The organism is Rhizobium sp. 10N414 (assembly GCF_056394785.1).
In genome coordinates this window covers 35,743-52,164 of record NZ_JBFTIN010000053.1, presented here as the reverse complement: position 1 = coordinate 52,164, position 16,422 = coordinate 35,743, and the positions used below count along the sequence as shown (strand labels likewise).

16 protein-coding genes and 4 pseudogenes are annotated in these 16,422 nt (G+C 58.2%); 8 read left to right on the top strand and 12 right to left on the bottom strand.

What is annotated here, in order from left to right; genetic code table 11:
* Positions 1 to 388, top strand: a 388-nt coding sequence (locus AC1DE4_RS28810; RefSeq protein WP_477884242.1) for a reverse transcriptase domain-containing protein, incomplete at its 5' end; no start/stop codon positions are given.
* Between the two features lie 41 nt (positions 389 to 429).
* Complete coding sequence (locus AC1DE4_RS28805; RefSeq protein WP_477884240.1) at positions 430 to 912, top strand: group II intron maturase-specific domain-containing protein; 483 nt, start codon at positions 430 to 432, stop codon at positions 910 to 912.
* Between the two features lie 536 nt (positions 913 to 1,448).
* On the opposite strand, the gene AC1DE4_RS28800 is transcribed toward AC1DE4_RS28805, so the two are convergent.
* The gene (locus AC1DE4_RS28800; protein ID WP_477884238.1) at positions 1,449 to 1,766 is read right to left on the bottom strand and encodes a hypothetical protein; all 318 of its coding nucleotides are present in this window, start codon (positions 1,764 to 1,766) and stop codon (positions 1,449 to 1,451) included.
* Positions 1,767 to 2,155: 389 nt separating this feature from the next.
* Entirely contained in the window at positions 2,156 to 2,416 is a 261-nt protein-coding gene (locus AC1DE4_RS28795) for a hypothetical protein (protein ID WP_477817957.1), read from the bottom strand.
* 776 nt (positions 2,417 to 3,192) lie between these two features.
* Here AC1DE4_RS28795 and AC1DE4_RS28790 point away from each other — a divergent pair.
* From AC1DE4_RS28790 to AC1DE4_RS28770, 5 genes and pseudogenes are all read left to right on the top strand, one after another.
* Positions 3,193 to 4,166, top strand: a pseudogene (locus AC1DE4_RS28790) (ATP dependent DNA ligase).
* A gap of 315 nt (positions 4,167 to 4,481) precedes the next feature.
* A pseudogene (gene ligD / locus AC1DE4_RS28785) lies at positions 4,482 to 5,200 on the top strand (non-homologous end-joining DNA ligase); the annotation flags it as partial.
* 172 nt (positions 5,201 to 5,372) lie between these two features.
* Positions 5,373 to 5,846: an Hsp20 family protein gene (locus AC1DE4_RS28780; RefSeq protein WP_477817801.1), complete on the top strand. Its 474-nt coding sequence runs from the start codon at positions 5,373 to 5,375 to the stop codon at positions 5,844 to 5,846.
* Positions 5,847 to 5,918: 72 nt separating this feature from the next.
* Positions 5,919 to 6,218: a DUF982 domain-containing protein gene (locus AC1DE4_RS28775; protein ID WP_477817802.1), complete on the top strand. Its 300-nt coding sequence runs from the start codon at positions 5,919 to 5,921 to the stop codon at positions 6,216 to 6,218.
* Between the two features lie 6 nt (positions 6,219 to 6,224).
* Entirely contained in the window at positions 6,225 to 6,503 is a 279-nt protein-coding gene (locus AC1DE4_RS28770; RefSeq protein WP_477817803.1) for a hypothetical protein, read from the top strand.
* 12 nt (positions 6,504 to 6,515) lie between these two features.
* Here AC1DE4_RS28770 and ligD (AC1DE4_RS28765) read toward each other — a convergent pair.
* From ligD (AC1DE4_RS28765) to AC1DE4_RS28720, 10 genes and pseudogenes are all read right to left on the bottom strand, one after another.
* A pseudogene (gene ligD / locus AC1DE4_RS28765) lies at positions 6,516 to 7,414 on the bottom strand (non-homologous end-joining DNA ligase).
* Between the two features lie 552 nt (positions 7,415 to 7,966).
* Positions 7,967 to 8,461 (bottom strand): GreA/GreB family elongation factor, encoded by a 495-nt coding sequence (locus AC1DE4_RS28760; protein ID WP_477817804.1) that lies wholly within the window; start codon positions 8,459 to 8,461, stop codon positions 7,967 to 7,969.
* Between the two features lie 139 nt (positions 8,462 to 8,600).
* A complete protein-coding gene (gene rnk, locus AC1DE4_RS28755; RefSeq protein WP_477817805.1) occupies positions 8,601 to 9,047 on the bottom strand; it encodes a nucleoside diphosphate kinase regulator in 447 nt (148 codons plus the stop codon).
* A 358-nt stretch (positions 9,048 to 9,405) separates the two neighbouring features.
* Positions 9,406 to 9,662, bottom strand: a pseudogene (locus tag AC1DE4_RS28750) (IS5/IS1182 family transposase); the annotation flags it as partial.
* Positions 9,663 to 9,675: 13 nt separating this feature from the next.
* Positions 9,676 to 10,038: a monovalent cation/H(+) antiporter subunit G gene (gene mnhG / locus AC1DE4_RS28745; RefSeq protein WP_477817806.1), complete on the bottom strand. Its 363-nt coding sequence runs from the start codon at positions 10,036 to 10,038 to the stop codon at positions 9,676 to 9,678.
* Positions 10,035 to 10,316: a K+/H+ antiporter subunit F gene (locus tag AC1DE4_RS28740; protein ID WP_477817807.1), complete on the bottom strand. Its 282-nt coding sequence runs from the start codon at positions 10,314 to 10,316 to the stop codon at positions 10,035 to 10,037. Before AC1DE4_RS28740 ends, mnhG begins: the two co-directional genes overlap by 4 nt.
* Positions 10,313 to 10,789 carry a Na+/H+ antiporter subunit E gene (locus AC1DE4_RS28735; protein WP_477817808.1) on the bottom strand — a complete coding sequence of 159 codons (477 nt, stop codon included), beginning with the start codon at positions 10,787 to 10,789 and terminating at the stop codon, positions 10,313 to 10,315. The genes AC1DE4_RS28740 and AC1DE4_RS28735 overlap by 4 nt, the downstream gene beginning before the upstream one ends.
* Before the next feature lie 2 nt (positions 10,790 to 10,791).
* Positions 10,792 to 12,417 (bottom strand): monovalent cation/H+ antiporter subunit D, encoded by a 1,626-nt coding sequence (locus tag AC1DE4_RS28730; RefSeq protein WP_477884236.1) that lies wholly within the window; start codon positions 12,415 to 12,417, stop codon positions 10,792 to 10,794.
* Positions 12,414 to 12,752 carry a Na+/H+ antiporter subunit C gene (locus AC1DE4_RS28725; protein WP_477817809.1) on the bottom strand — a complete coding sequence of 113 codons (339 nt, stop codon included), beginning with the start codon at positions 12,750 to 12,752 and terminating at the stop codon, positions 12,414 to 12,416. The genes AC1DE4_RS28730 and AC1DE4_RS28725 overlap by 4 nt, the downstream gene beginning before the upstream one ends.
* On the bottom strand, positions 12,752 to 15,685 hold the full coding sequence (locus tag AC1DE4_RS28720; RefSeq protein WP_477884234.1) for a monovalent cation/H+ antiporter subunit A: 2,934 nt from the start codon (positions 15,683 to 15,685) through the stop codon (positions 12,752 to 12,754). The genes AC1DE4_RS28725 and AC1DE4_RS28720 overlap by 1 nt, the downstream gene beginning before the upstream one ends.
* A gap of 109 nt (positions 15,686 to 15,794) precedes the next feature.
* On the opposite strand from AC1DE4_RS28720, the gene AC1DE4_RS28715 reads away from it, so the two are divergent.
* Complete coding sequence (locus AC1DE4_RS28715) at positions 15,795 to 16,061, top strand: helix-turn-helix domain-containing protein (protein ID WP_477817822.1); 267 nt, start codon at positions 15,795 to 15,797, stop codon at positions 16,059 to 16,061.
* The last annotated feature ends 361 nt before the right edge of the window (positions 16,062 to 16,422 follow it).

Here is a 16,422-nt window from a genome sequence, read left to right as displayed (position 1 = left end):
CTTCCGTCCGGGAAGGAGTGCGCACGATGCCGTCCTGGCGGCGCAATCGTTCGTGCAGTCCGGACGGCGGATCGTTGTGGACGTGGATCTGGAGAAGTTCTTCGACCGGGTTGACCATGACATCCTGATCGACCGTCTGCGCAAGAAAATCCCCGATCCCGGCGTCATCCGTCTGGTTCGGGCTTACTTGAACGCCGAGATCGTCGATGGGGATGCGACCATCAAGCGGACCAGAGGCACGCCGCAGGGCGGGCCGCTGTCGCCGCTACTGGCCAACCTGCTGCTGGATGAGGTGGACAAGGAGCTTGAACGGCGGGGCCATGCCTTCTGCGCTATGCCGACGACTGTAACGTCTACGTGCGGTCACAGCGGGCGGGCGAACGGGTGATGGCTCTGCTGCGGCGGCTTTATGGCCGACTTCGCCTCAAGGTGAACGAGACCAAGAGCGCCGTTGCCAGTGTCTTCGGCCGCAAATTCCTCGGCTATGCTTTCTTCAAAGCACCAGGACGGGTGGTCAAGAGACGGGTCGCCGACAAGGCCATCAAGGCGTTCAAGGAGCGCATTCGCGAACTGAGCGTGACGGGTCGATCCCTGAAAGCGGTGGCAGAACGGCTGCACCTCTTCGTGTGCGGATGGAAAGCCTACTTCCGGCTGGCGCAAACATCTCGGGTCTGGCAAAGGCTGGACGAATGGATGCGTCACCGTTTGAGGGCTATCCAGCTCAAGCAATGGAAGCACAGCAGGACTATCTTCCGGGAACTGACGGTTCGGGGGGCAAAACCCGATGTGGCCCTACAGGTGGCGGCAAACGCCCGCCGCTGGTGGCGCAACAGCGGCAAGCTCATCAACGCCGTTCTCACCATCAGATGGGCCGACCAATGTGCATTCCGGCTACGTGCGCCGCACAGCTGAACAACGCGCGCATCAATTACTCAGAGGGTCAGTGCTTGCAGCTTCCAGGACTTGGCGCACCCACTTGGCCAACGCGGGATCTTTTGAAAGCTGGAATTGGAAATCCTGTTCCGCCAGTTTCCCTAGCCTATAAGCAGCAACTAGCTCCCGCTGTTGTGTGTTCAACTCTCGCACGCTCGCGTGCTTCAACGTGCTTCTGAATGTCCAGCTATCGCCTATTGACATGGCATTCTCCAAGAGGCATCGGGCGTCCGGCAGGGATCTCGAAACGCATCGCGCTCATTCTCGATGTGCATCAGTGCTTTGCGACAACCCGGGAAGCACGCGCATTGACGCTGAAAGGCGAACGCATTTGCTCCTGAGTGTTCGGGTTCAGGGTCAAATCGACCTTATGCGGGGGCATTACCTGAGCGTCGCGTAGAGCGTTCTGCCGAGCCCGCTTAGTCAGTTTGGCCGAAGTGTCAGGCCTTTTTTCTGGTGGGCCTATGGGAACGTTGGTCATATTATTTTCCATTTCGAGATGGGTGCCGTCAAGATTAAGGCAGGAAGAAGATAGCTACGCGCAGTCGACATCTTGCAGCGCAACCGCGATCCACCTGAGAACCATCATGCTGCCCAAGTGATTCCACGCCATTCACCAATCGAATGGTCTGGAATTCGGCGAGGAGCAGGTCAAGCAACTCTGACGACGTTATCGATGGACACGCGGAAATCACTTCCAGTGCCAGCGTCGTGGCCGCACGTGCAAGATGACCTTCGGGGTCGGCCCGACGGTTGACGCACCACGTGTGAATGCTGCAGGTCAAGATATCGAGATGCTCGTCTGTAAGGTCGACATTGGTGAAGAAATTCATGGTACGGCTCCCGCCTGAGGCAAGAGCACATATGATCTCCCAATCGACTCTGCCCGGAAAGAATGGGCCGACCGACAGATAATACGCCTTCGCACCCTCCGTGGACAGACATTTGTCGACCCGTACGGTGGCGCACGGTTGCCCGCGGTCCTGGATGTTGGCCCGAGGCGCGTGATTTTCGATGCTCACCGCGACAGATGCCTTACCATCAGGCGAGCGCCCTTGTCCCAACCTTGCAACGCATGAGGCCTGCCACTTGGCCCAGCGTCAATGCCTTTCCGAATTTCCGCTGGATCTCCCAACGATCGATCGGCCTTCGGCGATTGCACTCCGGGCAACGGGCGAACAGCGCCTCGTACTGCGCCAACTCCCCGAGCGTTTTCTCGTGATCAAGCTTCAGGTACCTTCATCCCCAACATCTCCCCGGCAGAATGGTCGTACCTTATCTGGCACTTGTCGTTGAACGGTGCATCGTGTTCGCGATTGCAGCCAAACTCTTTCGCCAAGTCATAGCGAAGTTCCGGCATGGGCTTGTTGCCGTAGCGGGCAAGGGCGTCCGCGGCCGCCATTGAGCCGCTGCGTTGGCATTTGGTGCAGGAGTATTGGAGTTCATGCCCGATAAAGTCGGACGGGTAATATGCCATGCGCATAGCGCCTCTCCTTGAAGAGGTTGCCGGCAGCCGCATGTCGATAGGTTCTGGATTTTCGCTCCGCTAGAGTAGGTGAAAAATGGGGAGAGAGTCCTGCAGCGTCAAGCCCATCCGCCGTGCAGTAACGACCACGGTGAGGGTTTCCCGCTAGCGCGAAATAGAAAGGCCCGACGCTAATGCGCCGAGCCTTCATTGCTGGTTTCTGTTGGGACTGGATTCCAGCAGTGCAATGGCCTGTGGGATCATTGCTACCGTCAAACATAAAGCCAAATAGAAAGTTCCGCCGCACATAACAAAAAAGCCCGGCGTGCTGGGGGGCGCATCCGGGCCTAGATCACGGACTTGCATGTTGGGCGATGCGGGGTCCCACAGCGTGTATTGAGCGCTGCAATAAGTGAACCGATGGGGCGCGGGAAAGTTCCGACTGTGTTAGCAATTGCTTAACCAAGGGCAGCTACAGTCAAACTGTCACAAGGTTATCGTGACAGCAGGCAACATCTACATGCATGACTCGAAAGGCTCGCCCACTGCGCTTCAGGGCGAGCCTTTTCTTATGGCACGATGCCCGGTCTGCGATAGAATTTGATGGATCCCATGCGCGAATGCCGAGCGACTGTTTTGCTGGCCGCTTGTCACAGCAGCCCTACAGTCTCCAGTATTTCTCGGCCTTCTGGGCTCCAGTTTGCTAGGTCAAGCCCACTCGACCAATGGTCTGCGAACGCACTCGTCACATCGAGTTAATTGTCTTTTTAAGCATTGCCTGATGTAATCGAGCGATGGCCAATGTTCCTCCATCAAAGCCGCTTTTGGCAGACGAAAAGCCGCTTCGCAGCCGCGCGCGAAAGCTGCGAGGTCCATCGCAACCAAATCTTCCCTTTGATCCTATGCGGCTCGCGTAGAGCCGTGCCTGGCTCTGCTAAAGCCGCTTCCACCAGTGGGGCCGGATTGGCTGTACGAATTAAAATGGGACGGGTACAGGATCGCAGTCCATCTGAACAATGGCCATATAAGGATACTTACCCGCGGCGGTCATGACTGGACGCGCCGTTTTCCCGGCATTGAGGACGCGGCCAAGCGTCTGGGTGTCGGCACAGCTATCCTCGACGGTGAAGCAGTCGTGACCACACTTCGGCAAGCTGCGGAACTCGCTGGGCGACCGGGGAGGGAAGCTGCCGGCGGGCGACGCCATCATGTTCGCCTTCGACCTGCTGTACTTCGACGGCCACGATATGCGCAGCCTCGAACTCACCGCCCGCCGATACTTCCTCCAATCGCTCCTGAAAAATGAGCAGGGCACGAGAATGGCCTCGAAGGCATCATCGCGAAATATAAGGACGCCCCTTACCGGTCTGGCCGGTTCGGCGAGTGGATCAAGGTCAAGTGCATCCAGTCAGACAGCTTTATGGTCGTGGGCCATGAGCACTCGATGGTGGCGCGATCGGGGATTGGCAGCCTGCTGCTGGCCGCTCGGAAGGGCGACGATTGGGTGTACGTCGGCTCGGTGGGTACCGGCTTTAATGAGCGCAGCGCGGAGTATCTGCGTAAGACGCTGGACCGGATCATGCGGAAGACGCCACCCGTCAAATTTGAGGGGCGACGGAAGAGCCTCGTGTGGGTTCAGCCCACGCTGATTGTCGAGATTGAGTACCGCGCCTGGACGCATGACGGCAAGCTGCGGCACGCATCCTATAAGGGACTGCGCGATGTGCAGGATAACGCGGCGGTTTATCAATTACACATGGAGCGGTAGCACGCAGTGAGGGCCGCCATGCTTTTCGTATCGACCGGATGTAAGCTGGAACCCTGAACGCAAGAACTAATGCTGCCAGATAAAATCCAAAAATATGGACCATACTCTTCAAGATATTCACCTCTATCGCGGAATCGAAGCTCATTCGATAGCGGGTATAGCCTTCGGTTGGACTGATGTATGACGACAAGAAGCTTGCAAAAAACATGACGATGAACACGGTCATCATCCCTTGGACGTGATGCCGGTCAGAGGCAAGCAGTTGCCTCACGAAAAAAACGACACCAACCGGCAGCATGGTCATGCTGGCAAAGGACCGCCATACTCGATGGCGAAGCCCTCGTCCTCAATGCCGAGGGCCGGTCCGACTTCGGAGCGTTGCAGCGCTCGCTCGGCGGGCGCGGCGGCAAACGGGCTTCGACGGAATCCGTCCTCTTCGCCTTCGACCTCTTATACTTCGACGGCACGATCTGACCAAGACCGAGCTGTCGGTCCGCCGGCATCTGTCGACGGATCTGCTCGACGGTGCGGTTGGGGCGATCCAACTTTCTGAGGAGGTGCAGGGAGACGGCGCAGAGCTTCTCGAAAACGCCCGGTCGCTTGGACTGGAGGGCATTGTCGCCAAGCACCGCGACAGCCCGTATCGCTCCGGCAGGACCGGCGACTGGCTGAAGATCAAATGCGTGCAGAGCGAGAGTTTCATGGTCATTGGCTACGAGCAGTCGGCCCTTGCGCGCGGCGGCATTGGCAGCCTGCTTCTTGCAGCTCGCCGCGGGAGCGAGTGGATCTATGTCGGCGCCGTCGGCACGGGCTTCAAGGAAACCGACGCCGCATACCTGAAGAAGACGCTCGATTTGCTGAAGACGAAAACACCCGTCGTGCCGCTCAAGGGCAAGGACTACGCATTTGCCCAGCCGACGCTGATCGCCGAGATCGAGTTCCGCGGCTGGACGGACGACGGAAACCTCCGTCACGCCTCCTACAAAGGGCTTCGCGAAGTCCAGGATAATGCTGCGGTTTACCAGCTAGATTAACTGGATTCGGCAACGGCAAAAAAGGCCAAAATTTTCTCTGGCCACGCTCTTGAATCCGAAAATCTCAGAAACCAAATCGATTGCTGCCAGCCGCTGATGAAAGGGCTGGCCTTGCTGGAGGTGCCGTCTTTCGGCGCTTCCGTACCCATGTTGCTTCAAGGAGGATATGGCTATGGCAACATCTTACGACTATGCACCGCTCTACCGTTCGAGCGTCGGATTCGACCGGGTTTTCAATCTTCTAGAAAACGCCCAGCGCGCCCGCTCGATCAGCGACTGGCCGCCCTATGACATCGTCAAGACCGGTGATGACAGCTATCGGATCTCGATTGCTGTGGCAGGCTTCGCCCAGGACGATCTCGACATCACGTTTCAGTCCAATCTGCTGACTGTCACCGGCAAGAGGCAGGAGACAGCCAATGAAGGTTACCTGCATCGCGGCATTGCCGGCCGGCCGTTCGAACACCGGTTCGAGCTTGCCGATCATGTCCGAGTGAACGGGGCCGACCTTAGCAATGGTCTCTTGTCCATCGATCTCGTTCGCGAGATCCCAGAGGCATTGAAACCGCGTAAGATCTCGATCCAGAGCGCTCCCGCTTTGACGCCTGCTGCTCCGGCGCAGATCGAAGCGCAGAAGGCAGCCTAACCGCATTGTCCGCAGAACAAGGGCGCCGTGGCGACGGCGCCCACAACATTTTGGGTTGGGAAGGAGAGAGCGATGAAACCCGATATGTTCAAACAGCCCGTTTTCATTCTTGTCGGCCTTGGCTTTCCGGCAGAGGTTCGCGGCTTGATGGACGCGTACCGACATCTCGTCGAATGGCCGCAATCCCTTCGAGACACCTCGCACTCGGTCGCGCTCAAGGCTTGCAGTGCCGCGCTGCGCGGTGAGATCGAAGCGGAGACAGCTCGCGGCCTGTTTGCCGCCTTTGCCGAAAAACACGACCTGCTGGTGCCGGAAACCAACGTAGTCGCTGCGTCACGCCTGCGGCGCGACCGGGATCCGCACGTGAGATGAGGATCGATGATGGACGATATGTTGCAGCAGGCGATCAGCACCGCGATGGTGATGGGACCAACGGTCCTGCTTGGGGGTATGCGGCTCCGGCGGCCGATCGAGTTAGTGAGAGCACCTTCGCTTTCAGTTGACGACAAGCGGGCGATCCTGGCGGCCTGGGCGTCGGACTTTTACGCTGTGGAATCGAAGCCCGCCCTCCGTCAACTGCCCGGAATGTCCGAGCCGGTTTCAATCGATGAGGTGCAGGCTGCTCTCGACGAACTCGATCGGCGCTACGGTATTTGATCGCCGGCGCGTTCAGGCCGCCGCCTTCATGGACTTGACCAGACTCCTGATCGCCTGCTCCAGTGAGCGCTGGCCGTCGCAATAGTCCTGCCAGGCGGTGGTCTTGGMGAGAAGCCCAGGAACGGTTCGAACCGTAAAACGCATTGGATCGAGCCCGGTCTTAACCTGGGTCCATGTGAGCGGCATCGAAATCGTCGCCCCCGGCCCCCGCGGCGAGAGGGGTGCCACCGCTGTCGCCATGCGGTCGTTGCGAAGGTAATCGAGGAAGATGCGACCCTCGCGCTGGTTCTTGGCCATCTTGATGAGATAAAGCTCGGGATTGTCGCGGGCCATCTGCAGGCATACATCATGCGCGAATCCCTTGGCTGCATCCCAACCGATTTTCTTTCCTTTCGCGACGGCCAAAGGCGTCACCACATGCAGCCCTTTGCCGCCGGTGGTCTTGCAGAAGCTGACGAGACCGAGTTCGTCGAGACGGTCGCGGATTTCACGCGCGGCTTCGATAACGGTGGAGAAGGGGACATCCGGGCCAGGATCGAGATCGAACACCAGCCAGCCTGGAACCTCCGGCTGCCCGGGCAGTTCCACGGATGAAGTTCGACACCGCCAATCTGCGCAATGGCGACCAGGCCCTCGATCCGGTCCACCTGGAGGTAAGGCTCTTTGTCGCCGAACACAGTGACGAGTTCCAGCAGGTTCGACGTGCCCGGCATCGCGTGACGTTGGAAGAACTGCTCGCCGCCAATCCCGTCGGGCGTGCGAATGATCGAGCATGGGCGCCCTTTGATATGCTCGATCAACCATGATCCGACCGCCTCGTGATAATGCGCAAGGTCGAGCTTGGTGACGGCTTTCCCGTCGCCGGCATCCGGCCAAAGCGGCTTCTCCGGATTGGAGATCAGCACGCCCATAACATTTGCCTTTCCGCCCTTCCGGAAAGACTTGGTCGGCAGTGGCGTTCGGCCTCGACCTCAGGATCCGGCACATCGGCCTCCACCGGAGACGCAGGCTTCTCGGCCACCACCTCTCCGGCAGGCTTGTCCTCCCGCAAGTGTGGTATTATAATACCGAGAGGATGTTTGGGAGGTCCACAATAGAACTCACGCCACAAAGTTCGAAATTTCAGACGCTTGCGTTTTTTATTTTCCGGGACTTCGTTTGAATCCCATCAAGAGCTTGTATTCTCCTTACGCATGCGGGTGCTTGAGGAGCTACTGCTTGAGCGCTGGATCATCGTCTGGTAGGAAACGATCCGGCGATGGGGACGGAACTCCGGCCGGCTTACGCAACGCAACTCCGTCGTCACTTGTCCGGCTCCCGATGTTTCGGCGGCCGGGCTTTCTCGAGTGGATTGTCAACGCTTCACTACATGATGCAGGACATCGCGAACGATCGCCTTGCACTGCATTAACTAGGAGCGCGGACCGGCAGGGCGACCCAGTAGGCGGCTATGCCGCCGGTCGTCAGCGCCGTCCATCGCGGCCATTTCGAACCGGGAGGGGTCCGACCCTGAGCAGGGGCTTCCGCTCGGAGTGGGTAGCTGGGTTCGAGGCGGCAGCCCTCCTGCGCATTGCCTTTTCCGGCTGGTAGTGGACCGTCTCAAGCAGGATACGTTCTTCAACGCCGTCGACGTTCGTCAACACGAACTCCTGGCCTTCGGCAAGACCAAGAAGCGCCATCCCGCGCAGCGTCGTGACCGGCAGTAACATGCCAATCGCTGTCGTCATACGGTCGTCGGATAGGACGCGCGTGTCCCGACTGGCGCCATCGATCCTGTAGGTCACGCGGCTGTTCAGGCTGGCGACGTTCTCAGGAAGGTTCTCGCGGAACATGACGATCGCTGTTGTGATCTTGCGCCTCAGGAGAGGCACCAGCCGGGAGTCGCGGACGAACGGATCATCGAGCATGGCTTCTAACAAGGTGAAGTCTCGGGTGGTGAGGATGCAGTGTTCTCTCATCGTAGTTCTCCACCGCCCCCTCACGGGAGCGTTCACGTTGGGCATGGATCAGAGTCCCCTGGCCGCGGAAGGCGGCACAGGGGCTATGAGCGTGCGATGAGGCGCCTTCCGGGGAAGGAACAAGAGAGCGCGCCGCCCGTCATGATGCGGGCCGAAGCTGAGAGGAGGCTGGGCAAGCCGCGCGATCCGGCGCCTCTACCGCAGCGACCGTCAGCCTGTGGACGCGACCGTCGCGGGCCGTCCAGTCGATCGACTGTCCCTTCGACAGTCCGATGAGGGCCGCCCCGATAGGCGTCAGGATCGATACCTTGCCCTGGGCGATGTCGGCGTCGCCTGGGAAGACGAGCGTCACCTGCCGGTTTTCGCCGAGGTCGCTGGTGAAGCGTATTTTGGAGCCCATCCGGACGACGTTCGCGGACAGTCGTTCGTCGGGAACGACGCGCGCCCGCTCAAGCTCGGCCATCAGTTCGTCGGCCACTTCGGGGAGACGCGAAGCGTGGCTCTCCGCGAGTCTCGCCAGCCGCTCGTGATCGGAGACGGCAATCGTAATCGCGGGTTTGAGCGATTTCCGGGTCTTGAAAACCATAGAGTTCTCCTGCAGGTCTCAGCGGTCGCCTTCGGGGCCCGCCAGCACTTCAAATTCGTGAGGTGGATGTCGCTCTAGGCTGCGCCTTGGTCATTGACCGATGCTTACGCCCCTCGGCCGGGCGCGACACGACCGGGCCGGGGGTCAGATTCCCGCGATGAGGAACACCCGCTTGAGAACGACATTGAGACGCGAGATCAACATGATCCTAAGATGGTCTTAGCAAGCCGGATAGTCAAGCCAGGCCACTGGACAGCAACCTTTCCAGAAAGCCGAGGAAGGATTCCTTCTGCTTTCAGGTAGCGTTGGTGCGGGGATCGTAGAGTTTTCGGACTCGGATCTTTGATGCCGTCATTTTCGAGCTGGTTCCAATGCGACGGATGGATTTCGGGTGTGCGCACGCAAGCATACGATTTGAGAACGGCGCAGCCGATGGCAGCCTCGGCCTGTTGCGCTCGAAGGTTCGTGCGCCCAATGGACCACCGATGAACGACTTGTAGCGACGATCGCGGCTTCGACCAGCGCACGCGTGCCGTAGCCAGTCGCAGCCTGCCACTTCATTCGTCCGTCCCAGTTGATCGCCACGATTTGTTGGTCTCGTTGAGTAGGCGGCTCGGTGTCCGGTCTTTCACGGCTCGATATGACTTTCCCGAGGGGGCACATGGGGACTGTTCTCAAATCGGTCGCGGTGTAACGCCGCCCGGGCCAGAAGCATGAACGTGACCGGTGTCGTCACGGTGATGAACACCCCGATGAGAACCTGGTGCGCGATTAATCGGTCCCCGGCCATGCTAAAGAACAGGATCGAAGCGACCACGATGCCACCGGTTCCCAAGCTGGTGGAAAGCGTGGGGGCGTGTATGCGTTCGTAAAAGGTCGGAAGCCGCAGAAATCCTATCGCGCCAATGAGCGCCAGACCGGCCCCGACCAGTACGAAGCACGCGATTAGGATTGCAGCCCAAATCGGAATGTCGGCCGCTAAGTATATCATTCGATCACCTCCCCACGCATCAGAAACTTTGCCAGCGAGGTGCTTGCAACAAAGCTGAGCAATCCGATCACCAACGAGGCCTCGAAATAGACGGTCTTACCCATTCCGATGCCGAATGTCATAAGCAGTAGCATGGCGTTGACGTACAGCGTGTCGAGCCCGAGGATCCGATCCTGCGCCCGTGGTCCGTAAAGCATTCGCACGCAAGTGATGCCCATCGCTATCGTCAGCATCAACTGGGCAAGGCCGATGGCAGTGAATATGATAATGGCGCTCATGAGAAAATCTCCAGCAGCAGTTTTTCGTAGCGGTTCTTAATCAGATCACGCCAATCGTCTTCATCGACAAGGTCGAGCACATGGATCAGCACGGAGCTGCGGCGCGAGTCATACTCCAACCACGCGGACCCCGGAGTGCTTGTCACGATCACTGCAAGGATCGCGAGGGCAGTGGGATCGCTAAGTTCGAGTTGCAGGTCGATGAACGAAGAGCGACGTCCCTTAGCTCGTCCGCGAAGAATGACAACGCTCACCGCAAAGTTAGAGCGTATAATGTCCAGCATCACGATTCCAACGAGCTTTGGAAGCAGATACCATTTGCGCATCCTCGGTTCTTCCGGCCGCAACGCCCCCATCGCCCATGTTGAGCAAACCGCGATCACGCCGCCGAGTAGTAGGTGTCCGATCGTCAGATTGTTGAGCAGCAGCCACATCGACAGCAAGGCAAACGCGAGGAGCGGGTAGGGGAACATCGTTACTCTCCCGAACCTTGCATAGTCTTGTCTTGCCACGAGCGTTGAGGAGTTGCCCGTTTGACAGCCTCGCTATAAATGCTCGGATTGGCGATCGCATGCACGGCCGCATCCGTGAAGTCGAGGGCTGGCCCCGCTCTGATGGTTAGCGCAGCCGTCAGCGCCAAAATCAGCATGATTGGGACGATCTCCATGACTAGGACACGAGGCACCGTTCCCTCAATGGAGCTCCAGAAAGTGCGAATTCCAGCACGAGAAAGCGCAATCAGCGTTGCCAAGCCGCCGAGGATGACAAGTGCGACCAGCAACAAAGCAGGCCCGCTTGGATGCACGCCAATCGAACCGGTACCGATCAAGGCCGATAACATCACGAACTTCGCGACGAAGCCGGACAGCGGCGGAAGTCCAGACAAGAGAACAGCACAGGCAGCGAAGCAGATTCCGAGCATTGCTAGCGTGGCGGGCATGGTGGCGCCTTGGAATTCATCGAGGACGTCGTCGTCCGTCTCCCCGTAAAACTCCATGGTTACTGCCAAAATCGACGCACCGGCATCCTGGCCTCTTTCGACCAGCTCTACCAGCATGAAGAAAGCGCCGAGGGTCAAGGTCGAGCTGAGCAGGTAGAGAAGCGCCCCTGACGTCGCGGTCGCGTCATTCAGTCCGATGACCGCGAGAAGCGTGCCGGATGAGACGAGAACAGAATAGGCGCCAATCCGGCCCAAAGCCTGCGACGCCAGCACGCCAATCGTGCCGAAGGCCAAGGTGGCCAAGCCGCCATAAAGCAGCACCTCGCAGCCGAAGCCAGCAGACGGCCCTTCGGAAAACAACAGCATGGTAAGGCGCAGGATGATGTAGACGCCGACTTTGCTCATCAATGTGAAAATTGCCGCGACCGGCGGCGCCGCGACACTGTATGCGCTTGGGAGCCAGAAGCAGAGTGGCCACATTCCCGCCTTGATGAGGAACGCCACTCCCAGAACCGCGGCGCCGGCTTCCATCAGCATTCGGCGGTCCGGTTCAAGAGCCGGAATTCTTTCTGCAAGGTCGGCCATGTTCAGCGTCCCCGTTGTACCATACACGAGGCTGACGCCCACGAGGAAGAGTAATGCCGCCGCTAGGTTGACCGCGATGTAATGCATACCTGCCTTGACGCGGAGCGAGCCGGAGCCGTGAAGGAGAAGCCCGTACGAGGCCGCCAACATCACTTCAAAGAAAACGAACAGGTTAAACAGGTCGCCCGTCAGAAAGGCGCCGCTGAGCCCCATCAAAAGAAACTGGTAAAGACTGTGGAAGTGTGCGCCAGCAGAATGCCACCGCGCCAGCGAAAAGGTGAGAACCGGTACAGCCAGAATCGCGGTCAGCGCCACCATTAGTGCGGAGAGGCGATCGAGTACAAGGACAATGCCAAAAGGCGCACCCCAGTTGCCCAGTAGGTAGACCCCGTCGAAATTGCTTCCCCTGGATAACTCGATCAGCAGCACTGAGACGAGTGCAAGGGCTATTGTGGCTGCCAAGCTTACCATCGCCTTTGCTAGGCGCTGGCGATCAGGGATGAAGAGCAAGCCAGCTCCAGTGACGAGTGGGATCAGGATCGGCAGGGTAATGAGATGCTGTGACCACGCGATCATCTGTGATCGCTCCTGCCATCAACGTGATCACTTCCAGTGAGTCCACGCGAGGCAAGAAGAACAACCAGGAACAGCGCGGTGGTGGCGAACCCGATTACGATTGCTGTCAAAACAAGGGCCTGCGGGACGGGATCCGCCAGTCGTGAAACCAACACCCCCTCGCCGAGCAGCGGCGGCTCGTCAAATCTCACACCCCCCACTCCGAATATGAAAAGGTTTACTGCGTAGGAGAGGAGCGAGAGCCCGATGATCACCTGATAGGTCCGAGGACGAAGTATCAGCCAGACTCCGCAAGCAGTCATCACACCGATAGCGATGGAGAGAACAAGTTCCATCAGGCAACTTCTTCCTTTGCTTCCTCAAGTGCTCGGATCCGATTGATGCGGATGGACTGGTGAGCAAGCGCAACGAGAATGAGTACAGTCGAACCGACGACCAGGAGAAACACGCCGAGGTCGAAAATCATTGCGGAAGCTGCTGGCACCTTCCCGATCAGTGGCAGCTCCAGGTATCGCGAGTGAGAAGTCAAGAAGGGGTACCCGAACAACCATGCGCCGATGCCTGTTGTAGCCGCCAACAAGAGCCCGGACCCCATCCAGCGCAGCGGCAGGATGCGAATGCGCTCCTCGGCCCAGCGCGTTCCTCCTGCCAGGTATTGTAGCAGGAACGCGATCGACATCGTCAGCCCGGCCGAAAATCCGCCCCCCGGCAGGTCATGGCCACGGATGAAAATGTAGATCGCCAAAGTGATGATAACCGGAAACAGCCATTGCATGATCACCGAAGGCACGAGCAGGTAGTCTCGGGCCGTGTCGCCTACGTCTCGGTCTGGTTGTTGGTCGTCGAACAAGGACTGCACCTGCTGCTGTTCGGGGGGCGCCATACTGTCGGCCGCTGGCCGGAAGCGGCGCAACAGCGCGTAGACGGTCAGAGCTACGATACCGAGCACAGTGATTTCCCCGAGTGTGTCGAAGCCACGGAAATCTACGAGGATGACATTGACCACGTTGCGTCCGCCGCCTTGGGTATAGGCGTTTTGGAGGAAGAAGTGCGCGATTGCGTCTGGCACCGTCATCGTCATCACCGCGTACGCAATAAACGTCATGCCTACTCCGCAAACCGCAGCAAGGATAAAATCCCGGAAACGACGGAAGCGTGCACGGAATGCCATTTCATCCTTCAGCGCCTTCGCACGTTTCGGCAGCCATCGCAGACCCAGAAGAATTAGAACAGTGGTTACGATCTCGACCAGCAATTGAGTAACGGCAAGATCTGGTGCCGAGAGCCAGATGAAGGTCACGCATACGATAAGTCCGACTCCACCCAGCATGACCAGAGCTGCCAGCCGGTGATATTTAGCAATATACGCGGTTCCAATCGCCAAACAGCATCCAATCGTCCAGATGCCCATAAACGGAATGTCGACATCGGAGGGAGCAATCATCCGTGGCTGGAAGCCCGCGAGATAAAGGGGAAGAAGGGCAGAAAAGAAGCCTGTGATGGTAACCCACCTCAGTTGTGGCTGGAGGTTTCTCGTTCCGAGAAAGTTCTCAAGATTTCTCGCCCAGCGCCACGATATCGTCACGAGACCCCTCTCGAAGATACGTTGCCCTCGCATGAGGCGGAACCACGGAGGTCCGTCATCGCATTTCGAGAAGTAGTCTCGAAAAGTGATATAGATTGCGCACCCAGCTGTTATTGCAATCACACTCATCAGCAGTGGTATGTTGAAACCGTGCCACATTGAAAGGCTGTATTGCGGCATCGACTGGCGAAGAACGCTGAAGGCAGCGACTTGCAAGAACGGCCCGATTGTCAGGTTGGGTACGATACCGATGACAAGACAGGCGATCACCAGGAAGTCGATTGGGAAACGCATCCAATGCGGCGGCTCGTGCGGATTGTTGTTTGGCAAATCAGAGGGGCGCGCTCCGAAGAACACTGAATGGATGAACCGAAGTGAATATGCGACGCTAAAGGCGCTCGCTATGACAGCAAGGTAGGGCAGGGCGGTGTCAAGCCACGACTCGGCGTGTGTCTCAACCGCCTCAGCGAAGAACATCTCCTTGGAAATGAAGCCGTTCAAAAGCGGTACGCCCGCCATCGCGGCGCTTGCGACCATTGCCAGCCTTCCCGTGATGGGCAGGTAGCGCAACAGGCCGCTGAGGCGCCGCATGTCGCGGGTGTCAGTCTCATGGTCAATAATCCCGGCGGCCATAAACAGAGATGACTTAAAGATGGCGTGGTTAACCATATGGAATATGGCGGCAACCGTGGCAATTGGACTTCCAAGGCTTAGTAAGGTCGTAATCAATCCAAGGTGGCTGATCGTGGAATACGCCAGCAGCCCCTTCAAATCCTGTTGGAACATCGCAAAATAGGCACCGAGAAGGAGCGTGGAGATGCCTACAAGCCCGACGAGCATGAACCACTCGTAAGTTCCAGAAAGGGCGGGCGAAATACGAACCAGTAGGAACACACCAGCCTTCACCATTGTCGCGGAGTGCAGGTAGGCGGACGCCGGTGTAGGCGCGGCCATCGCGTTCGGCAACCAGAAGTGAAATGGGAATTGCGCGCTCTTTGTGAATGCACCGAGGAGGATCAGTACCAGACTGGTCAGGTAAAGCGGATCGGCCGTGATCGTGTCGGAGGAAGCGAGGATGACGTCGAGATCATAGCTTCCAACAATAGAGCCGAGGATCAACAATCCCAACAGCAGGCAAAAGCCGCCAGTCGCAGTTACGATCAGGGCCATGCGAGCACCATCGCGCGCCGCAGGGTTCTGATGCCAGTAGCTGATCAACAGGAACGATGAAAGGCTCGTGAGCTCCCAGAAGACAGAGAGCAGAATGACATTGCCGGAGATAATGATCCCCAACATCGAGCCCATGAAAGCCAGTAGGAAGGAAAAGAATCGAGGCACTGGATCGTCCTCGGACATATAATATCGGGCATATAGGACGATTAGAACGCCTACTAGGCTCACCAGCATCGCGAACATCCACGCAAACCCGTCCATGCGCAGAGTAAGGTTGACGCCTATCTGAGGCAGCCAATCAATCTCGAAGCGAACGACACCTCCGTTGACAACGAACGGATAGAGAGAAGCGGTGCCCAAGGTCAAGGTTGCAGCCACAAGACCTGCAATAGATGCAGGCAAAAGCCTCGACGCCGTCCGGAGCAGGAACGCCGTGAGAAGGCTTCCGACGAAGGGGAGCGCTATGATCACCAGGAGAAAGCTTGAAGCCCAATCTATCCCAATCCTCATCTCCTTAGCTCTCGTTGAGGGGTCGGCGAGGCGCTAAAATGCCACCGCAATCACCGCAGTGGCCTGAGGCTCTGATTGCATTTCGCCCTTTATGGACTATATCAATCGCATGGGTCGTGCCAGCAAAGAATTCACCCTTACGCCCGCATTATGTCGGGCCGCGCGCGGGCTCCTGAATTGGACCCAGGAAGAACTTGCTGCCCGCTCGACGGTGTCCCGCAGTACGATCCGTGACTATGAGGGGGATCGTCATGGCTTGCATCGTTCGACCGCAGTGCTGTTACTCCGTGCTCTCCAGGATGGAGGCGTTGTTTTCGCCGACATAGCAGGTCACGGCATGGGAGTCTGTGCGGCAAGCTACAAGCACCGTGACTGACCGGGAGTGCGGCGTCGCGCCTTTAAGCGCGTTATTGGGTCGTGTTCTGGAAGATGTTTCCATGCTGAAAAAAACTACAAGCGGGGTTTTTCGCTGGTATCCGTTTGGAAAGTGGTAAAGGTCAGCCACGTCGGCGGTGAATGCGATGGAGCATGCCCTTGCCGCCTTCACAGATATAAGGGGCGAGCTGATTGGCTTGCCAACCCTTACCGCGGCTGGTGCTCATCGAAATACGGGTAAATTGCGCCTTAGAGATATACAAGGGGCGGTGCAGTTCGGTTGGCCATCCGCAACGGCCGACAAGACGAAGGCAACCTCCTCCCCTGTGCGAGCGGTGGTGAGGGCACTGTGCAGCGCGGAC